Genomic DNA, 17,529 nt, shown 5'->3' with positions numbered 1-17,529 from the left:
CCTTCGTGTCTGCGGGTTGGGTTCGTTACTTGCTGAGCGCACGCATCGCGGTTTCGAGGCCCGCGAGCGTGAGCGGATACATGCGCTGGCCGAGCAGGTCGCGGATCATCGCGACCGATTGCCGGTATTCCCATAGCCGCTCGGGCTCGGGGTTCAGCCATGCATGGTGGGGGAACTGGTCGGCGAGGCGGCGCAGCCAGACGGCGCCGGCTTCCGGGTTGTTGTATTCGACCGAGCCGCCGGGCTGCAGCACTTCGTACGGGCTCATCGTCGCGTCGCCGACGAAGATCAGCTTGTAGTCGGGCGTGAACTTGTGCAGCACGTCCCACGTCGCGGTGCGCTCCGAATGACGGCGGCGGTTGTTCTTCCACAGGTGGTCGTACACGCAGTTGTGGAAGTAGTAGAACTCCAGGTGCTTGAACTCGGCCTTCGCGGCGGAGAACAGCTCCTCGGTGCGCTTGATGTGGTCGTCCATCGAGCCGCCGACGTCGAGCAGCATCAGCACCTTCACGTTGTTGTGGCGCTCGGGCACCATCCGCAGGTCGAGCCAGCCGGCATTCGCGGCCGTGCTGCGGATCGTGCCGGGCAGGTCGAGCTCCTCGGCCGCGCCTTCGCGTGCGAAGCGGCGCAGGCGCCGCAGCGCGACCTTGATGTTGCGCGTGCCGATCTCGACCGAATCGTCGTAGTCGCGGTACGCGCGCGCCTCCCACACCTTGACCGCCGTGCGGTTGCCGTTCGACGGGCCGCCGATGCGCATGCCCTCGGGGTTGTAGCCGCCGTGCCCGAACGGCGACGTGCCGCCCGTGCCGATCCACTTGTTGCCGCCTTCGTGGCGTTCCTTCTGCTCGTCGAGCAGCTCCTTCAGGCGCTCCATCAGCTTGTCGAGCCCGCCCATTGCGTCGATCTGCGCCTTTTCCTCCGGCGACAGCTCGCGTTCGAGGCGCTTCTCGAGCCAGTCGAGCGGCAGGTCGAACGCGTCGGACGGCAACGCGGATACACCATGGAAATACGCGCCGAACGCCTGGTCGAACTTGTCGAAGTACTGCTCGTCCTTGACGAGCGTCATGCGCGCGAGGAAGTAGAACGTGTCGATCGACGGCGAGATCAGCCCGGCCTTCAGCGATTCGAGCAGCGTCAGGTATTCCTTCACCGAGACGGGCAGCTTGGCTGCGCGCAGCGCGTAGAAGAAATTGAGCAGCATGGCCGGGCCTTCGCGGGTGGGTTACCGGTTGTGCCGGTTCATGTAGACGAGCCGCTCGAGCAGGCTCAGATCCTGCTCGTTCTTCAGCAGCGCGCCCGCGAGCGGCGGCACGATCTGCTTCGCGTCGACGCCGCGCAGCGCGTCGGCCGGGATGTTCTCGGCGAGCAGCAGCTTCAGCCAGTCGAGCAGCTCGGACGTCGACGGCTTCTTCTTCAGCCCCGAGACGGTGCGCAATTCGAAGAAGCTCTCGAGCGCCGCGCGCAGCAGCTCCTCGCGGATGTTCGGGAAGTGGACCGCGACGATCTTCTGCATCGTCGACGCGTCGGGGAACTGGATGTAGTGGAAGAAGCAGCGGCGCAGGAACGCGTCGGGCAGCTCCTTCTCGTTGTTGGACGTGATGATCACGAGCGGGCGGTGCTTCGCGCGCACGGTCTCGCGCGTCTCGTACACGTGGAATTCCATCCGGTCGAGCTCGCGCAGCAGGTCGTTCGGGAATTCGATGTCGGCCTTGTCGATCTCGTCGATCAGCAGCACGCTCGGGCGCTCGGCGTCGAACGCCTGCCACAGCACGCCCTTCACGATGTAGTTCGAGATGTCCTTCACGCGCTCGTCGCCGAGCTGCGAGTCGCGCAGCCGCGATACCGCGTCGTATTCGTACAGGCCCTGCTGCGCCTTCGTCGTCGACTTGATGTGCCACTGCAACAGCGGCATGTCGAGCGCGGCCGCCACTTCCTCGGCGAGCATCGTCTTGCCGGTGCCGGGCTCGCCCTTGATCAGCAGCGGGCGTTGCAGCGTCAGCGCGGCGTTGACCGCGAGTTTCAGGTCGTCGGTGGCGACGTAGTGCGAGGATCCTTCGAAACGCATGGTGGCGCTCTTCTTAATCGCAAAAAAACCCAGTATAAGTCAGAAGGGCTGTCCAGTCGGGCCGGCGGCGCGTATCGTTGCGGAGCTGCGGCGGGGCGGGCCGGGGCGCCTGGTGGACGCGTTCCCCGCCGACGCGGTACAATCTGGCCGTTTTTTTTGGCCTGCGTGGCGATCCGATAAGCAAAACGGCGCGGGCCGTTGCCGCTTCGGCGCCAGTTTCCCCTCAAGCTAGGTTACAAGAGCTATGAACAAATTCGTCGGCAAACACGTCGTTGTCGCGGCGCTCGTGGCGCTCGCGGGCAGCGCGCAGGCGGCCGGTGTGGTCGGCAACCCGAAGGACGGGGCGGGCAAGGCCGCCATGTGCATCGGTTGCCACGGCATCCAGGATTACCGCGCGGCGTACCCGGAGGTCTACCGGGTGCCCGTCCTTGGCGGCCAGAACCAGCAATACCTCGAGAACGCGCTGAAGGCTTACCGCAAGAAGGATCGTCACTTCCCGTCGATGAACGCGATCGCCGGTTCGCTGACGGACCAGGACATCGCGGATCTGGCGGCCTACTACGCCGCCCAGAAGGCCGACACGAAGGACAATCCCTACAAGTAAAGCGCGCGCCGCCGATCTGACCGGCGGGACAGGAGCATTCATGAACAACGCATTCAAGACGGCGGCGGTTGCACTGGTGGCCGGCCTCGCGATCGGTACCGCGCACGCGGCGGACATCGCGAAGGGCAAGGAACTGGTCGAGTCGCACAACTGCGCGGCCTGCCACGGCGCGCAACTGAACAAGCCGATCAACGCCGAGTATCCGCGCCTCGCGGGCCAGCACGCCGATTACCTCGTGTGGTCGATGCGGCAGTACCAGATGGGGCTGACGAACCCGCTGCTCGGTCGCAACAACGCGATCATGCAGGCGCAGGTCCAGAACCTGTCGGTCAGCGACATGAAGGACATCGCGGCCTACATCGAGTCGCTGAAAGAGACCGATCTGGTCTTCAAGAAGTAAGCGCGCCGGGCCTTGCCGGTCCGTGCAGCCGAAATACCCCGCCATGGCGGGGTATTTTTTTGTTCGCGGCGCTCAGTCGCGCGACGCGCGGCGCAGGATGCGCTGCAGGTACGCGTCCGTATCGGGCGGCGTGCCGGTGCGCTGCGCTTCCCAGATCGTCTCGCCGAGACATTCCATGATCACGTGCTGCGCTTCGTGCGTCGAGTCGAGCTTCGCGGCCAGCTTGTCGTGCGCGGCGCGGATGCCGGGCGGCTGGTCGATCGACAGCTGCTCGCTGATCGCGAGGTGCATCGACAGGTGCAGGAACGGGTTCGTGCGGCCTTCCTCGGGCGTATAGTCGCGCGCGGTGGCGCCGTCGGCGTCCGCGAGGTCGGCGTGGTATTCGGGGTGCTCGACGATCCAGTCGGCTGCCATCGCTTCCAGCGGCGTCAGGATCTCGCCGGCGCGCTGCTTGCGCCAGGTCTCGGTGAAAAAGCGACGGACTTCGTCGCGACTCGGATTGAACATGGTGGGGAAACGTCGTGATTCGGGCGGGGTCATGCCGCGTCGCGCATTGTACGCCGGGTCGGCGCACGGTGCTGACGGCGATGGGCGGGGGGGCTGGGGGGCGGGGCGCGACCGTGGCGGTCCGTGGGTGGCGTGGGCGGGCGTAGGCGGGCATAGGCGGGCATAGGCGGGAGCCAGCCTGCGCGGGCCGCCGCGCGGCGCAACGGGTAAGCGCGGGCTAGGCTGCCGGGCGCCGCGCCGCTACACTCCGACGATTCCCGTCGTCGCGCTTGCCCCGCTCAACCCGCTCAACATGTCCGCCACCGCCCGCTCATCGTCCCCCGCGCTGCAGGGCGCGCTCTATGTCGCGCTGTCCGCCGCCGCATTCGGCGCGATGGCGATCTTCGGCCGCTATGCGTATGCGGCCGGCGTCGACGTGCTCGGGCTGCTGATCGTGCGCTTCGCGATCGGCGGCGCGATCCTCGCCGCGATCGCCCGGCACCGCCGCGTCGCATGGCCGCGCGGCCGCACGCTCGTACCGCTCGTGGCGATGGGCGCGCTCGGCTACGTCGGACAGTCGTTCTGCTATTTCAGCGCGCTCCAACATGCGCAGGCGAGCCTCGTCGCCTTGCTGCTGTACCTGTATCCGGCCTTCGTCACGCTGCTCGCCGCGTGGTGGCTCGGCGAGCGCCTGACGCGCGCGAAGGCGGTCGCGCTCGTGCTCTGTGTCGCGGGCTCCGCGCTGATGGTCGGCGGCGGCCACGGCGAGCCGCTCGGTATCGCGCTCGCGCTGGCGTCCGCGGTGATCTATTCGCTGTACATCGTCGGCGGCACGAAGGCGACGCGCGGCGTCGATCCGCTCGCGACCACCGCGATCATCTGCCTGTCGGCGACCGCGACGCTCGTCGCGATCGCGATCGTGCGGACCGCGGCGTTCGGCGCGCCGCCGCGCTGGCCGGCGACCACCGCCGGCTGGGCGTCGATGCTCGCGATCGCGCTGGTGTCGACGGTCGCCGCGATGCTCGCGTTCTTCGCCGGGCTCGAGCGGCTGGGCGCCGCGCGTACGTCGATGCTGTCGACGCTCGAACCGGTGGTGACGGTCGCGCTCGCGGCGCTGCTGTTCGGCGAGGCGCTGTCGCCGCTGCAGTGGGCCGGCGGCGTCGCGATCCTCGCGGCCGTGCTGGCGCTCGTGCGCGCGGGAGGCGCGGCGGCCGACGACGCGACGGCGACGTCCAACGCATAGCAGGAAAGGGGAAGGCCGTCGGCGCTGCAACGGGCCGGCCGGTTGCAATGCGCGCGGGCCGTCGGCCGCGGCTCGCGCTCAGTCGTTCGGCGGCGGCGTCTTCGGCCGGAATTCGCACAGCGGCTCGATCGCGCAGTGCCAGCATTCGGGCTTGCGGGCCTTGCACACGTAGCGCCCGTGCAGGATCAGCCAGTGATGCGCATCCTGCAGGAATTCCTTCGGCGTGAACTTCTCGAGCGCGGCCTCGACGGCCCGCACGTCCTTGCCGGGCGCAAGCCCCGTGCGGTTCGCGACGCGGAAGATATGCGTGTCGACCGCGATCGTCGGCTGGCCGAACGCGGTGTTCAGGACGACGTTCGCGGTCTTGCGGCCGACGCCCGGCAGGCTCTCGAGCGCTTCGCGATCGGCCGGCACCTCGCCGTCGTAGCGCTCGAGCAGGATCTTGCACGCGGCGACCACGTTCTTCGCCTTGGTGCGGTACAGGCCGATCGTCTTGATGTAGTCGGCGACGCCTTCTTCACCGAGCGCGACGATTTGTCGCGGGGTGTTCGCGAGCGGAAACATCTTGCGCATCGCCTTGTTGACCGACACGTCGGTCGCCTGCGCGGACAGCATCACCGCGATCAGCAACTCGAACGGCGTCGTGTATTCGAGCTCGGTGGTCGGATGCGGATTGAGGCTTTGCAGCGTTTCGTAGATCGCGCGTCGTTTGGTGGCGTTCATGGACGGTTCTTGGGCGGCGCGGACGGGCTGGTCCGGTCGTCGTTGTTGTCTGGATCGTCGTTGTCGCTTTCGTAGTCTTTTTCGTCGCCGGCTGCCGCGGCTTGCGCGTCGCGCTGCGCCTGCTGCTCGGCGAGCCGCTTGCGGCGGGCTTCGGCCGCGTCGATCTGCGCTTGCACGGCCGCGCTCACGCCTTCGGTGTTCCTGGGCCCGGTGCCTTGCTCGGACAGCTCTTCCTTCTTCTTGCGCGCGCGTTCGAGCGCGGCGGCGATGATCGCGCGTTTCTTCGCGTCGGCGTCGTCGGCCGGGGCTGCGCCCGGTGCATCAGGTTGTTGGTCGGGTTCGGCCGCGGCCGGCGCCGCCTTGGCCGCACCGGCGCTGGCCGCGCGGCGGGCGGCGGCGCGCGCTTCGGCGGCCTCGCGTTCGCGGCGCTGGCGCGCGAGCCGGCGGTCGTGGCGCTCGCGCGCGGCGTCCGCCTGTTGCTGCGACCACGCGTCCCAGCCGGTGCGCTCGCCGGTCACGGGAACCATCGCGATGCAGTCGACCGGGCAGGGCGGCACGCAGAGGTCGCAGCCCGTGCACAGCGATTCGACGATCGTGTGCATCTGTTTCGGCGCGCCGACGATCGCGTCGACCGGGCATGCCTGCATGCACAGCGTGCAGCCGATGCACAGGCTTTCGTCGATGAACGCGACCGCGCGCGGATGCTCGGTGCCATTGACGGGGTTCAGCGGGATCACGGGCTTGCCGAGCAGTCTCGCGAGGCGCGCGATGCCTTCGGCGCCGCCGGGCGGGCACTGGTTGTAGTTCGCGTCGCCGGCGGCGATCGCGTCGGCGTACGGACGGCAGCCGTTATAGCCGCACTTCGTGCATTGCGTCTGGGGAAGCAGATCTTCGATGCGATCCGCGAGGGTCTTGGAATCAGTCACGGTGACAACGGGCGCTGTGGCGCCGAATGGCTCTCGGCCGCGTGTGGCGCGGCCGGAAAGGTTTGCCAAACCTTGATTATCGCCGATTTCCCGCATTGCGCTGGACGCCGTCTGTGCGCATAATCGAACCGCTTTTTTGCAGGGGCTCAGCAGGAGGGCGGCCGCACGTGGTGCGCCCGTTCCAGGGCGGCCGGCGCCGAGGCGGTGGGGGTGCCGGTCCGGATCACGCGGCTCACATAGCAAAACGCCACATGAATCAGCCAAAAATCAAAAGAGATCCTGAAGGTACGCGCCGTCGCATCCTGATGGCGGCAGCCGAAGAGTTCGCGAGTGGAGGGCTGTTCGGCGCACGCGTCGATCAGATCGCACGCCGGGCCGAAACCAACGAGCGCATGCTCTATTACTACTTCGGCAGCAAGGAGCAGCTGTTTACGGCCGTGCTCGAGCACGCGTTCTCCGCGCTGACCGAGGCGGAGCGCGTGCTGGATCTCGATGGCGTCGCGCCCGTCGAAGCCGTCACGCGGCTCGCGCATTTCATCTGGGATTACTACCGCGATCATCCTGAGCTGCTGCGGCTCATCAACAACGAGAACCTGCACGAAGCGCGCTACCTGCACAAGTCGACGCGGATCCGCGAGATGATGTCGCCGATCGTCGCGAAGCTCGGCAACGTGCTGATGCGCGGCCAGAAGGCCGGGCTGTTCCGCGGCGACGTCGATCCGCTGCACTTCTACGTGACGTTGTCGGGGCTCGGCTACTACATCGTGTCGAACCGCTTCACGCTCGCCGCGACGCTCGGACGCGACTTCAGCGACGCCGACGAACGTGCGGAGATGGTCAGGATGAACACCGAGGTGCTGCTCGCGTATCTGCTGCGACGCTGAGCCGATGCGCGGATGCGCGGCCCAGTCGCAGTCGCCCGCTGCATAAGAAAACGCCGCCGTGCATACAAGCCACGGCGGCGTTTTTGCGTCGGAATGCGGCGTGTCAGGCGGCCTTGCGCGCGCGAAGGGATTTCGCCCGCGTGCTGCCCGCGCTTTTCGCGGCGGGCGCGGCCTTCGCGGCTGCCGTCCGGGCGGGAGCAACCGTCGCGGCCGGTGCCTTCGCGCGCACGCGTTTCGCGACGGTGGCGCGCGTCGTTTCGGGCTGCTTGCTGGACGGCACGGCGGCGAGCGTCGTCGTGACCGGTGCATCGGTGGGCGTCTTCGCCATGCCGTTCTTCGGTTCCGGCGCATGCTCGCGGATGAAGTCGCGCAGTTGCGGGTAGATGATCGTGCGCCAGCGGCGGCCCGAGAAGATCCCGTAGTGACCGCACTTCTCCGCGGTCAGGCTGCGGCGATCGTCCTGCGGGATGCCCGTGCACAGCTCGTGCGCGACGTGCGTCTGGCCGCTGCCCGAGATATCGTCGAGCTCACCCTCGATCGTCATCAGCGCGGTGTGCTTGATGTCCTGCGGGCGCACGCGCTCGCCTTCGACATCCCACGTGCCCTCCGCGAGCCGGAATTCCTGGAACACGACGCGGATCGTCTCGAGGTAGTACTCGGCGGCCATGTCGAGCACCGCGTTGTATTCGTCGTAGAACTGGCGATGCGCTTCGGCGTCTTCCTCGTCGCCGCGCAGCAGGCTCTGGTAGAAGTCCCAGTGCGATTGCGCGTGGCGTTCCGGGTTCATCGCGACGAAGCCCGTGTGCTGCAGGAAGCCCGGATACACGTGGCGGCCTTCGCCCGGATAATTCGCGGGCACCGTGTGGATCACGTTGTTTTCGAACCACGAGGTCGAGTGCTGCGTCGCGAGCGAGTTCACCGACGTCGGGCTGCGGCGCGCGTCGATCGGGCCGCCCATCATCGTCATCGTGAGCGGGGTGTCCTCGCCGCGGCTCGCCATCAGCGAGATCGCCGCGAGCACCGGCACCGTCGGCTGGCACACGGAGATCACGTGCAGGTTGCGCGCGCCGATGTGACGGATGAATTCCTGGATGTACGCGACGTAGTCGTGCAGGTGGAACGGGCCGACCTCGACCGGCACCATCCGCGCGTCGATCCAGTCGGTGATGTACACCTTGTGATCCTGCAGCAGCGTGCGCACGGTATCGCGCAGCAGCGTCGAATGGTGGCCCGACAGCGGCGCGCAGACCAGCACGACCGGCTCGTCCTTCAGTTGCGTGACGGCGTCGGCGTCGTCCGAATAGCGCTTGAAGCGCAGCAGCCGGCAGAACGGCTTCTCGATGATCGTCTGCTCGACGATCGGGATGTTGTGGCCGTCCTTGACGATCTGGTGCAGGTTGAACTCGGGCTTTTCGTAATCCTTGCCGAGCCGGTACATCAGCTCGTAAGCGGCCGCCATCCGCGTCGCGCCGGGCATCAGCGAGAACGGGCTGGACGGATTGGCGAACGACTTGGAGGCGGCCTGGGCCCAGGCCGTGAGCGGGCTCAACATGGCCCGCTGGAATTCGTGCAGTTGGTAAAGCATGCAGACTACTCCCGCTTGGGGGACGGTGCGCAGGGGCGGTGTGGTGCGTCGCGGCGTGCCGTGTGGGTCAGCGACCGGCCATATTGCAGTGCAGCCGGACAATCGAGTTGATCATATCGGACAACGATGAATGTTGCAATGCAACATTTCCCCGATTTTTCATCAAATTTTTGCGAATTAACGATCTCTGAAGAAGCCGCGCCGCCGCCGGTCAGCGCCCTGTCGCGACGGCCGGGGCGGGCTGGCCTGCCGCGCGCGCCATTGCCTCTTCGTGGTGCATGAGGTTCATCGCGGTATGCACCAACGCGACGTGCGAAAACGCTTGCGGGAAATTGCCGACGAGCCGGCCTTCGACCGGATCGTATTCCTCGGCAAGCAGCCCGAGGTCGTTGGACAGCGCGAGCAGCCGGCTGAACAGCCGGTGTGCGTCGTCGATCCGGCCGAGCAGCGCGTAATTGTCGACCAGCCAGAAGCTGCACGCGAGAAACGTGCCTTCGCCGGGCGGCAGGCCGTCGTCGTATTCGGTCGTGCGGTAGCGCATCACGAGCCCGTCGTGCAGCAATTCCCGCTCGATCGCGTCGACGGTGCCGACGATGCGCGGGTCTTCCGGCGGCAAGAAGCCGAGCAGCGGCATCAGCAGCACGCTCGCGTCGAGCTCGTCGCTGCCGTAGCTTTGTGCAAACGACTGTTTGCCTTCATGCCATGCGTTGTCGCATACATCAGCGTGGATCCGGTCGCGCAGCGCGCGCCAGCGATCGAGCGAGCCGGGCAGCCGGAACATCTCCGCCGACTTGATCGCGCGGTCGAACGCGACCCACGCCATCACCTTCGAGAACGTGAAATGGCGGCGTCCGCCGCGCGTTTCCCAGATGCCTTCATCCGGCTCCTCCCAGATCTTCTCGAGATGGTCGAGCAGCGCGCATTGCACGGACCAGACCGTGTCGTCGGCCTGCAGGCCGCCCACGCGCGCGAGGTGCAGCGCGGCCATCACCTCGCCGAACACGTCGAGCTGCAGCTGGTTCGCGGCGCCGTTGCCGATGCGCACCGGTTTCGAATCCTGATAGCCGGGCAGCCAGTCGAGCTCCATTTCCGGCAGCCGGCGCTCGCCGGCGATCCCGTACATGATCTGGATCTGCTCGGGCGAGCCGGCCATCACGCGGCCGAGCCACGTGCGCCACGCGCGCGCCTCGTCGTAGTAGCCGCCGCGCATCAGCGCGAGCAGCGTGATCGTCGCGTCGCGCAGCCAGCAGTAGCGATAGTCCCAGTTGCGGTTGCCGCCGATCTTCTCGGGCAGCGACGTGGTGGGCGCCGCGACGATGCCGCCGGTCGGTTCGTACGCGAGTGCCTTCAGCGTGATCAGCGAGCGGCGCACGGCGGCCGCGTAGCGGCCCTGCACCTGGCAGCGCCCCGACCATTCGAGCCAGTAGTTCTCGGTGCGCGCGAGCATCGACAGCGGGTCGCGCGCGGGCGGCAGACGCAGGTGGGACGCCGCGTAGCCGAGCGAGAACGGGATGCGCTCGTCGGCGCTCACCGTGAATTCGGCGAGCGTGTGCAGGTTCTTGCCGGTGAGCTCGACCGGCGTGCGCAGCACGACCGTATCGGGTCCGGCGATTGCTTTCATCCCGTTCTCGCGTGACAGCTGCGTGACCCACGGGATCGAGAAACCGTAGTCGAAGCGCAACACCAGCTCCATGCGCATCTTCATCGTGCCGTGCCGGCCGACGACGATCCGCACGAGTTCCGACCAGCCGTTGCCGGGCGGCATGAAGTCGATCACGGTGACGGCGCCGTCGGCGCTTTCGTAGTCGGTTTCGAGAATCAGCGTGTCGCCGCGGTAGCGGCGTGACGTGTGCGTGATCGCGGCATCGGCGGCGGGCGCGAGCAGCCAGCGGCCGTGCTCGGGGGTGCCGACCAGCGCCGCGAAGCAGGCGCCCGAATCGAAGCGGGGCCAGCACAGCCAGTCGACGGAGCCGTCTTTCGAAATCAGCGCGGCGGTGTGTCCGTCGCCGACGAGGGCGTAGTCTTCGATCAAGGCGGGCATGGGCAAGCGGTCCTTGGGTTATTCGAGTTCACAATGCAGGCTGCGGCGCCCGGGCTTCACGTGTCGGCGTCGCGCCCCGTATACTCGGCCGGGCGGCGGAGCGCATGAACGGCCGGCGTTTCGTCCTATCTCAACACTTGAAGCGACTCGATGCAAGGAGGATTCAATGCCCAACCGTTTACGCGAGCATGACGCACGCGCTTCGACACGAGGGTTCCCGCTTAGGCTCGCTCACTGGATGAAAGGTTTCGCGCTCGTGCTTTCCTTGTCCGCGACCTCCAGCTTTGCACAACAATCGCCGGCACCGGCCGACGGCGCCTTCCACCTGCTCGTCGGCACCTATACGGGGCACGGCAGCGACGGCATCTATGTGTACCGCTTCGATACGAAAACGGGCAGCGTCGCGCCCGTGTCGTCGGCGAAGACGGTAAATCCGTCCTATCTGTTGCCAAGCCGCGACGGTCGCACCGTCTACGCGGTCAACGAACTGCCCGGCGACAACGGACCGGCCACGCAGCGCGGCGGCATCAGCGCGTTCGGCTTCGATCCGAAAACGGGTGCGCTCACATTCATCGACCGCGTGTCGTCGGAAGGGAACGACCCGTGCTATCTCGCGCTGTCGCCGGACGGCAAGTACCTCGTCACGGCCAACTACTCGGTCGCGGCAGATCCCGGCGGCAGCTTCGCGGTGTTCCCGACCCGCGACGGCGGCTCGGTCGGCTCGGCCGTGCTGACGGTGCACCACGAAGGCACGGGGCCCGTGAAGGGCCGCCAGGACGGCGCGCACGTGCACTCGACGGTGTTCTCGCCCGATGGTCGCTACCTGTTCGTGCAGGATCTCGGCGCGGACAAGCTCTATGGCTACCGCTACACGGTGGACGGCAGCCGCGGGCTGATCAGCCCGACCGACACGCGCTACACGCCCGTGAAGGCCGGCTCCGGCCCGCGTCACATGGTGTTCGGCGCCGATGGGCGGTTCGCGTACGTGACGAGCGAACTCAATGCATCGGTCGAGGTGTTCGGCTACCACGACGGCAAGCTGACGCCGGTCCAGACGCTGCCGATGACGGTGCCGGGCTTCAAGGGCAAGGTCGGCGGCGGCGCGATCCATCTGTCTCCGGACGGCCGCTTCCTGTATGTGACCAACCGCGGCGACGTGAACGAGATCGTGATCTATGCGGTGAACCGGACGGATGGACGACTGAAGACCGTCGGCCGCCAGTCGAGCCTCGGCAAGACGCCGCGTGAATTCCTGATCGATCCGACCGGCAAGTGGCTGATCGTCGGCAACCAGGACAGCGACACGTTCTACGTGTTCAGCCGCGATGTCGAAACGGGGCAACTCGGCGCGAATCCGCAGAAGGTGGCGCTCGGCAGCCCGGTCGACTTCAAGCTGGTGCCGGTGGCGCAGTAAATGCACGAACGGCGCTGCCGAGGCAGCGCCCTTTCCGTTTCGGGCGGCCGCTTGCGCGGGGCGCCCGGATCGATCGACGGCGGCCATGCGGCCGCCATGCTCAGTCGGCAGCGGCCGGCACGAGCACCTCGCGGCTGCCGTTGATGCCCATCGCCGACACGAGTCCGGCCGCTTCCATCTGCTCGACGAGGCGCGCGGCACGGTTGTAGCCGATGCGCAGCTGGCGCTGCACCGACGAGATCGACGCGCGCCGCGTGCGCACGACGAACGCGACCGCTTCGTCGTACAGCGGATCGGCTTCCGCATCCGGCGCGTCGCCGAACAAGTCCTGCGTCGCACCGTCGGCAGCCGGGCCGTCGAGAATCCCTTCCTCGTACTGCGGCTCGCCGAACTGCTTCAGATATTCGACGATCCGGTGCACTTCCTCGTCGGCGACGAACGCGCCGTGCACGCGCTGTGGGTAGCCGGTGCCCGGCGGCAGGAACAGCATGTCGCCCTGGCCGAGCAGCGATTCGGCGCCCATCTGGTCGAGGATCGTGCGCGAGTCGATCTTCGACGACACCTGGAACGCGACGCGCGTCGGAATGTTGGCCTTGATGAGGCCGGTGATCACGTCGACGGACGGGCGCTGCGTCGCGAGGATCAGGTGGATGCCGGCCGCGCGCGCCTTTTGCGCGAGACGGGCGATCAGCTCCTCGATCTTCTTGCCGGCGACCATCATCAGGTCGGCCAGCTCGTCGATCACGACGACGATCAGCGGCAGCTTCGACAGCGGCTCGGGATCTTCGGGCGTCAGCGAGAACGGGTTGCCGATCTTCTTTTCCTTCGCTTCCGCGTCGCGGATCTTCTGGTTGAAGCCGGCGAGGTTGCGCACGCCGACAGCCGACATCAGCCGGTAGCGCTTCTCCATTTCGCCGACGCACCAGTTCAGCGCGTTCGCCGCGAGCTTCATGTCCGTGACGACCGGCGCGAGCAGGTGCGGGATGCCTTCGTAGACCGACAGCTCGAGCATCTTCGGGTCGATCATGATCAGCCGCACGTCCTCGGGCGTCGCCTTGTACAGCAGCGACAGGATCATCGCGTTGATCGCGACCGACTTGCCGGAGCCCGTCGTGCCGGCGACCAGCATGTGCGGCGCCTTCGCGAGATCGGTGACGACCGGGTGGCCGGTGATGTCCTTGCCCATCGCGATCGTCAGCTGCGACGTCGAGTGCTGGTACTGGCGCGATTCGAGGATTTCCGACAGGCGGATCATCTGGCGTTTCGCGTTCGGCAGTTCGAGGCCCATGCAGGTCTTGCCGGGAATCGTCTCGACGACGCGGATCGACGTGAGGCCGAGGCCACGCGACAGGTCCTTCATCAGGCCGACGATCTGGCTGCCGCGCACGCCGAGCGCGGGTTCGATCTCGAAGCGGGTGATCACCGGGCCCGCCGATGCGCCGACCACCGTCACCGGCACCTTGAACTCCTGCAGGCGCTGTTCGATCACCTGGGCCGTCTGCGCGAGATGTTCCTCGGTGATCGGTTCGACGTCGAAGGAAGCGGGCTCGAGAAGATCGAGCGTCGGCAGTTCGACGTTGAACGACGCGGGCGCGTGGAATTCGAATGCGTTCGGACGCGGCGGGCGTTCGGGTGCGGCGGGCGCGTCCGGGGCCGGGGCGCTCGGTTCTGCGAGTGCGGCGGGTTCGGCTGCAGTCGGCAGGGTGGCCGCGGGAAGCGTTGCGGGCGGGAGCGGCGCGATTGTGCCGGCCGGAATCGCGGTGCCGGTCGACGTGGGCGTCGCGCCGGCGCCGGGCATCGCCCAGCTCGACGGCGCAGCAGCAGGAGCCGGCGGGGCGGCGAACGGCTGCGCCTGCGGCGCCGGGGTGGGCGCGATCGGTGGCGTCGGTGTCGATGCGTCGATGGAGGACGCGCCCCGAACGGAGGCGATCGGCAATGTCGACGCCGACGGGCTCGCGGAAGTCGGGGGCGTGGCCGGTGCCGTCGCGGTCGGGGTTGCGGCGACGGAGACAAACGCGCCGCTTGGCGAGGCAGGCGTGCCGCCGAAGGCGGTGGGCGAAGCGGCCGCGATCGGGGGCGTCGGAGCGAGCGTGCCGGAAGACGATGCCGGGAAGGCGGCAACGTCAGCAGCAGCGACGGGCGCGGTGCTGCCGGTTGCCGTCTGCGCTGTGGCAGTCGACACGGACGGTTGACCGATCGCCGAAGCGTCGGGCATGCGGCTCGACGGTGCTGCCGAAGGCGTGGCCGACGCGCTCGACGTTGCGGTAAATGTGCTACCCGACGCGGCGGCAGGCGACACCGGCGTGCTTGGCGTCGGTTGCGAGGCGGCTGCGTTGAAGGACGCGCCGGTCGATGCAGGTGCAGGGGAGGCCGTCACGGTCGGCGCTGTCGCGGCAGGTGGCGCGGCGAGCATGCCCGAGGCGCCCGTCGCGGGCGTCGCAGAGATTGCAGAGGTTGCAGAGGTTGCAGAGGTTGCAGAGGTTGCAGAGGTTGCAGAGGTTGCAGAGGGCGCGGCCGCTGCGAACGGTGCGGATACGGAAGACGGCGCCGTGGTCGGGCTGGAAGCGCCCGCTGCGGACGTCGGGACGGACGCCGCGACCGACGCGCCCGGTTGCGACAGCGAACCGGAGGCCGTGTTCGTCATGCCGGCAAACGAAGGCGTGGCGGCGAGCGGCGTGCTGTTCGACGTGTTCGCCGGTGCCGGCACTGCGGAACCGGACGTGGTGCCGATGTGCGACGGCGTGCCGGCTACCGGGGCTGTCGGCGCGGCAGCGAAGGGTTCAGCGGACAGCGGTTTCGACCACGACGCGGGCGCAGCGGAATCGACGGAAGCAGGTTCAATGCTTGCAAAGGTCGGCGCAGCAGACGCAGGTGTTGCGCGTTGCGTGTCTGCGGGCAAGGGCGCGGTTTCGCCAGTGGGCTTTTCCGGAGCCTTCCAGACCGTTCCCGTAACGGTGTCGGCCAGCGCGGCATTCGACGCGGCAAAGGGCGCCGTCGTCGCTGCCGCGACGGGCATTGCGTCGGCGGGCGTGCGCATCGGCGTTGCCGCGATCGACGAAGCGGGGAGGGGAGCGCTGGGCGCGACCTGCTGGACGGGCTTCACGTCGTTCAGGTTTGCGTGTGCGTGTTGTTTCGCCTCGACCGATACGCCGGTATCGGCAGCAGGCGCGGATTGCGGCCGGAAGTGGCCGACGATCCCGGCGGCCATGGCCGTGTCCTTCGCATCGACGGTGCAACGCGTATCGTTTGCCGTCGGTGTAACGGCGGCCGCAGGCGCTTCGACAGCCGCATGTGCCGCCAACGGCTCACGCGTGGCCGACAGCGGCGTGGCAACCGGGCTCTGGTGTGATTCGCCGAGTCCGGAAACCGGTGAGCTGACGATGTCTTCCCACGGCGCAAAGTCGACCGGCGCAACGAATGCCGGCGCGGCAGGGGCATCGACATCATGCCGATGCTCGCCGTCCGCATGACGCGTCGGCGCATCGGCGTCGACGGCGGAATCCGACATGGCATGTCGCGCGGCGTCACTGAACGTCGAGGTGCCGGTATCAATAGCATCAACCGCATCAACAGCAGGCGCGCGCACGGTCGGCTCGGCCGGCATGAACGCATCCAGCACGATCGGTGCGTTGTCGTCGTATGCCGACGCAGCTTCGTGCGCATCCGGACGGCCTGCGTCGTGAGGTGCGAACTGACGCACATCTTGAACGACGCCAGCCGGTACGGCCGTCGATGTCATCGATGCTATCGATCCGGTCAATGCGGTCGATGTCATCGATGCAGCCGATGCCGAGGATGCCACCGCGGCCACGCTGCCCGCGGCAGCAACCGTGCCGGCCACGGTCGCCACGGTCGCCACGGTCGCTCCGGCGGCCGTCGCCGGCGACGCATCGGTCGGGCGCACGCCATCCAGCGCCGCCCACTGCGCGGTGCTGGCTTCGATGGAGCGCAGCGTGTCGTGAACGCTCGGCGCGGGCGTGATCGGCTCCGCGGGCTGTTGCACCCAAGCATAGAGCGGCGCGCGTGCCGGCGCCGGTGGTGTGGGGCGGCGGCGCGCAGCATCCTGCGACTGGCCGCCGGCACCGGCGCCGGCGCCCGTCACCGGTCGCGCCGGCGTGCGCGGCGGCGCGCCGACCGGACGCGGCGTGACCGCGGTGCGCGGTGCGGCCGGCTGCTTCAGCGCGGCCGTGGCCGGTCGCGCGGCGGTCGGTTGCGGCCGAACGGGCTCGAACCCGGCCGGCAGCGGGGCCGGACTGGGGCGCGGGACTTGTGCGTTCGCGGCGGCGCGCGCGAGGCTGGCGGTGCTGCCGGTCGTCGGGGGCGGCATTGCGCTCGCCGCGCCCAGTGCGGGCGGTGCCGGCATCCGGCTGGCCGGCGTCGGCTTCAGCCAGCCCGACGGCGCGACCGGCTCCGCGAGCGGACGCGGCGCTGGCTTGCTGCGCGGCGTCGGCCGCGCCTGCGGATCGGGTTTCCACACCGTCGGGCGCGAATACCGGCCGTTCTGCCGTGGCGCCATCGAGTTGACGGTATGGGCGGTCGTCGGCTGCACGAGGTCGTCGTCACGGTGCAGCGCGCTGCGCGGCAGATCGGCGACGCCGCGCACATCGTCGTCGTCGACGTCGCGCGCGAGCTTGACGCCGAACGACGTGTCGACCCACGCGGCGAACTGCCGCCAGCCGATGCCGGTCAGCCACGGCAGGCCCGCGAAGAACAGCACGACCATCGCGACCGGCGTGCCGATCGGGCCGAGCACGTGCGCGAAGCCGTTCGAGAACGCGTGGCCGAGCGCATTCGTGTCGGGGCCCGACAACGGGCTCGTCAGTGCGCAGCTCGCGACGAACACGGCCGCGAAGCCCAGCCACAGACGAATCGAGCCGCGGCCGGCGAGGCCGCCGCCACCGGGCAGCATCGCCTGAACGAGACGCCAGAAGAGAAGGAGGAACCAGACGGCGGAGATGCCGAACCAGCCGAAGACAACCGTGTGCATGCTTTGATGAAACAGGAAGAGGGCGGGAGCGCGGTGCGCGACCCGCCGAGTTTAACCGGCCGACGAACAGGACTCTAATGCAGCATGAAGGCAGCGGTGCGCTTCCACGCCGCGGGACGTATGCGTCCGGGTTCCGCGCGTGGCGAAGGCGGCCGGCCGGCCTTCGCCCGC

At 68.2% G+C, this 17,529-nt stretch carries 13 protein-coding genes; 5 read left to right on the top strand and 8 right to left on the bottom strand.

All coding sequences use genetic code 11. The annotated features are described in order from the left end of the window. Positions 1-25: 25 nt before the first annotated feature. The gene (locus tag FFI87_RS12105) at positions 26-1,201 is read right to left on the bottom strand and encodes a vWA domain-containing protein (RefSeq protein WP_138847379.1); all 1,176 of its coding nucleotides are present in this window, start codon (positions 1,199-1,201) and stop codon (positions 26-28) included. 21 nt (positions 1,202-1,222) lie between these two features. Further along, positions 1,223-2,065, bottom strand: a complete 843-nt coding sequence (locus FFI87_RS12100) for an AAA family ATPase (protein WP_012364377.1) — start codon at positions 2,063-2,065, stop codon at positions 1,223-1,225. A gap of 244 nt (positions 2,066-2,309) precedes the next feature. Between FFI87_RS12100 and FFI87_RS12095 the strand changes: the two genes are divergently transcribed. Both FFI87_RS12095 and FFI87_RS12090 read left to right on the top strand, forming a co-directional pair. Continuing rightward, the gene (locus FFI87_RS12095; protein ID WP_006754446.1) at positions 2,310-2,669 is read left to right on the top strand and encodes a c-type cytochrome; all 360 of its coding nucleotides are present in this window, start codon (positions 2,310-2,312) and stop codon (positions 2,667-2,669) included. 40 nt (positions 2,670-2,709) lie between these two features. Further along, complete coding sequence (locus tag FFI87_RS12090; protein WP_126228269.1) at positions 2,710-3,069, top strand: c-type cytochrome; 360 nt, start codon at positions 2,710-2,712, stop codon at positions 3,067-3,069. A gap of 72 nt (positions 3,070-3,141) precedes the next feature. Here the strand turns inward: FFI87_RS12090 and FFI87_RS12085 are convergent, their stop codons facing one another. Then, positions 3,142-3,609, bottom strand: coding sequence for a DUF1841 family protein (locus tag FFI87_RS12085; RefSeq protein ID WP_390886344.1), 468 nt, complete (start codon positions 3,607-3,609; stop codon positions 3,142-3,144). Positions 3,610-3,868: 259 nt separating this feature from the next. Here FFI87_RS12085 and FFI87_RS12080 point away from each other — a divergent pair, with 259 nt between their 5' ends. Then, entirely contained in the window at positions 3,869-4,798 is a 930-nt protein-coding gene (locus FFI87_RS12080) for a DMT family transporter (RefSeq protein WP_012364374.1), read from the top strand. 78 nt (positions 4,799-4,876) lie between these two features. On the opposite strand, the gene nth is transcribed toward FFI87_RS12080, so the two are convergent. Continuing rightward, entirely contained in the window at positions 4,877-5,521 is a 645-nt protein-coding gene (gene nth, locus FFI87_RS12075; protein WP_138847380.1) for an endonuclease III, read from the bottom strand. Next, positions 5,518-6,543: an electron transport complex subunit RsxB gene (rsxB, locus tag FFI87_RS12070; RefSeq protein WP_186381725.1), complete on the bottom strand. Its 1,026-nt coding sequence runs from the start codon at positions 6,541-6,543 to the stop codon at positions 5,518-5,520. The genes nth and rsxB overlap by 4 nt, the downstream gene beginning before the upstream one ends. 155 nt (positions 6,544-6,698) lie before the next feature. Here rsxB and FFI87_RS12065 point away from each other — a divergent pair, with 155 nt between their 5' ends. Beyond that, on the top strand, positions 6,699-7,331 hold the full coding sequence (locus tag FFI87_RS12065; RefSeq protein ID WP_011657546.1) for a TetR family transcriptional regulator: 633 nt from the start codon (positions 6,699-6,701) through the stop codon (positions 7,329-7,331). Between the two features lie 103 nt (positions 7,332-7,434). On the opposite strand, the gene FFI87_RS12060 is transcribed toward FFI87_RS12065, so the two are convergent. Continuing rightward, the gene (locus tag FFI87_RS12060; RefSeq protein ID WP_012364370.1) at positions 7,435-8,916 is read right to left on the bottom strand and encodes a polyhydroxyalkanoate depolymerase; all 1,482 of its coding nucleotides are present in this window, start codon (positions 8,914-8,916) and stop codon (positions 7,435-7,437) included. Between the two features lie 211 nt (positions 8,917-9,127). Continuing rightward, a complete protein-coding gene (locus tag FFI87_RS12055) occupies positions 9,128-10,957 on the bottom strand; it encodes a glycoside hydrolase family 15 protein (RefSeq protein WP_012364369.1) in 1,830 nt (609 codons plus the stop codon). A 166-nt stretch (positions 10,958-11,123) separates the two neighbouring features. Here FFI87_RS12055 and FFI87_RS12045 point away from each other — a divergent pair, with 166 nt between their 5' ends. Next, positions 11,124-12,371 (top strand): lactonase family protein, encoded by a 1,248-nt coding sequence (locus FFI87_RS12045; protein WP_006754755.1) that lies wholly within the window; start codon positions 11,124-11,126, stop codon positions 12,369-12,371. 100 nt (positions 12,372-12,471) lie between these two features. Here FFI87_RS12045 and FFI87_RS12040 read toward each other — a convergent pair whose 3' ends face one another. Beyond that, a complete protein-coding gene (locus FFI87_RS12040; RefSeq protein WP_138847381.1) occupies positions 12,472-17,358 on the bottom strand; it encodes a DNA translocase FtsK in 4,887 nt (1,628 codons plus the stop codon). Between the last annotated feature and the right edge of the window lie 171 nt (positions 17,359-17,529).

It is taken from the genome of Burkholderia sp. KBS0801, assembly GCF_005937855.2.
Taxonomy (GTDB): domain Bacteria; phylum Pseudomonadota; class Gammaproteobacteria; order Burkholderiales; family Burkholderiaceae; genus Burkholderia; species Burkholderia ambifaria.
The sequence above is the reverse complement of the archived record's forward strand: the minus strand, read 5'-3'. Positions and strand labels throughout refer to the sequence as shown.

What these genes read in the sequence shown, in the direction of transcription:
- FFI87_RS12090 (WP_126228269.1), top strand. Translation starts at nt 2,710, where the DNA reads ATGAACAACGCATTCAAGACGGCGGCGGTTGCACTGGTGGCCGGCCTC.
- FFI87_RS12085 (WP_390886344.1), bottom strand. Translation starts at nt 3,609, where the DNA reads ATGACCCCGCCCGAATCACGACGTTTCCCCACCATGTTCAATCCGAGT.
- FFI87_RS12095 (WP_006754446.1), top strand. Translation starts at nt 2,310, where the DNA reads ATGAACAAATTCGTCGGCAAACACGTCGTTGTCGCGGCGCTCGTGGCG.
- FFI87_RS12055 (WP_012364369.1), bottom strand. Translation starts at nt 10,957, where the DNA reads ATGCCCGCCTTGATCGAAGACTACGCCCTCGTCGGCGACGGACACACC.
- FFI87_RS12105 (WP_138847379.1), bottom strand. Translation starts at nt 1,201, where the DNA reads ATGCTGCTCAATTTCTTCTACGCGCTGCGCGCAGCCAAGCTGCCCGTC.
- rsxB (WP_186381725.1), bottom strand. Translation starts at nt 6,543, where the DNA reads ATGCGGGAAATCGGCGATAATCAAGGTTTGGCAAACCTTTCCGGCCGC.
- FFI87_RS12045 (WP_006754755.1), top strand. Translation starts at nt 11,124, where the DNA reads ATGCCCAACCGTTTACGCGAGCATGACGCACGCGCTTCGACACGAGGG.
- nth (WP_138847380.1), bottom strand. Translation starts at nt 5,521, where the DNA reads ATGAACGCCACCAAACGACGCGCGATCTACGAAACGCTGCAAAGCCTC.
- FFI87_RS12040 (WP_138847381.1), bottom strand. Translation starts at nt 17,358, where the DNA reads ATGCACACGGTTGTCTTCGGCTGGTTCGGCATCTCCGCCGTCTGGTTC.
- FFI87_RS12060 (WP_012364370.1), bottom strand. Translation starts at nt 8,916, where the DNA reads ATGCTTTACCAACTGCACGAATTCCAGCGGGCCATGTTGAGCCCGCTC.
- FFI87_RS12080 (WP_012364374.1), top strand. Translation starts at nt 3,869, where the DNA reads ATGTCCGCCACCGCCCGCTCATCGTCCCCCGCGCTGCAGGGCGCGCTC.
- FFI87_RS12100 (WP_012364377.1), bottom strand. Translation starts at nt 2,065, where the DNA reads ATGCGTTTCGAAGGATCCTCGCACTACGTCGCCACCGACGACCTGAAA.
- FFI87_RS12065 (WP_011657546.1), top strand. Translation starts at nt 6,699, where the DNA reads ATGAATCAGCCAAAAATCAAAAGAGATCCTGAAGGTACGCGCCGTCGC.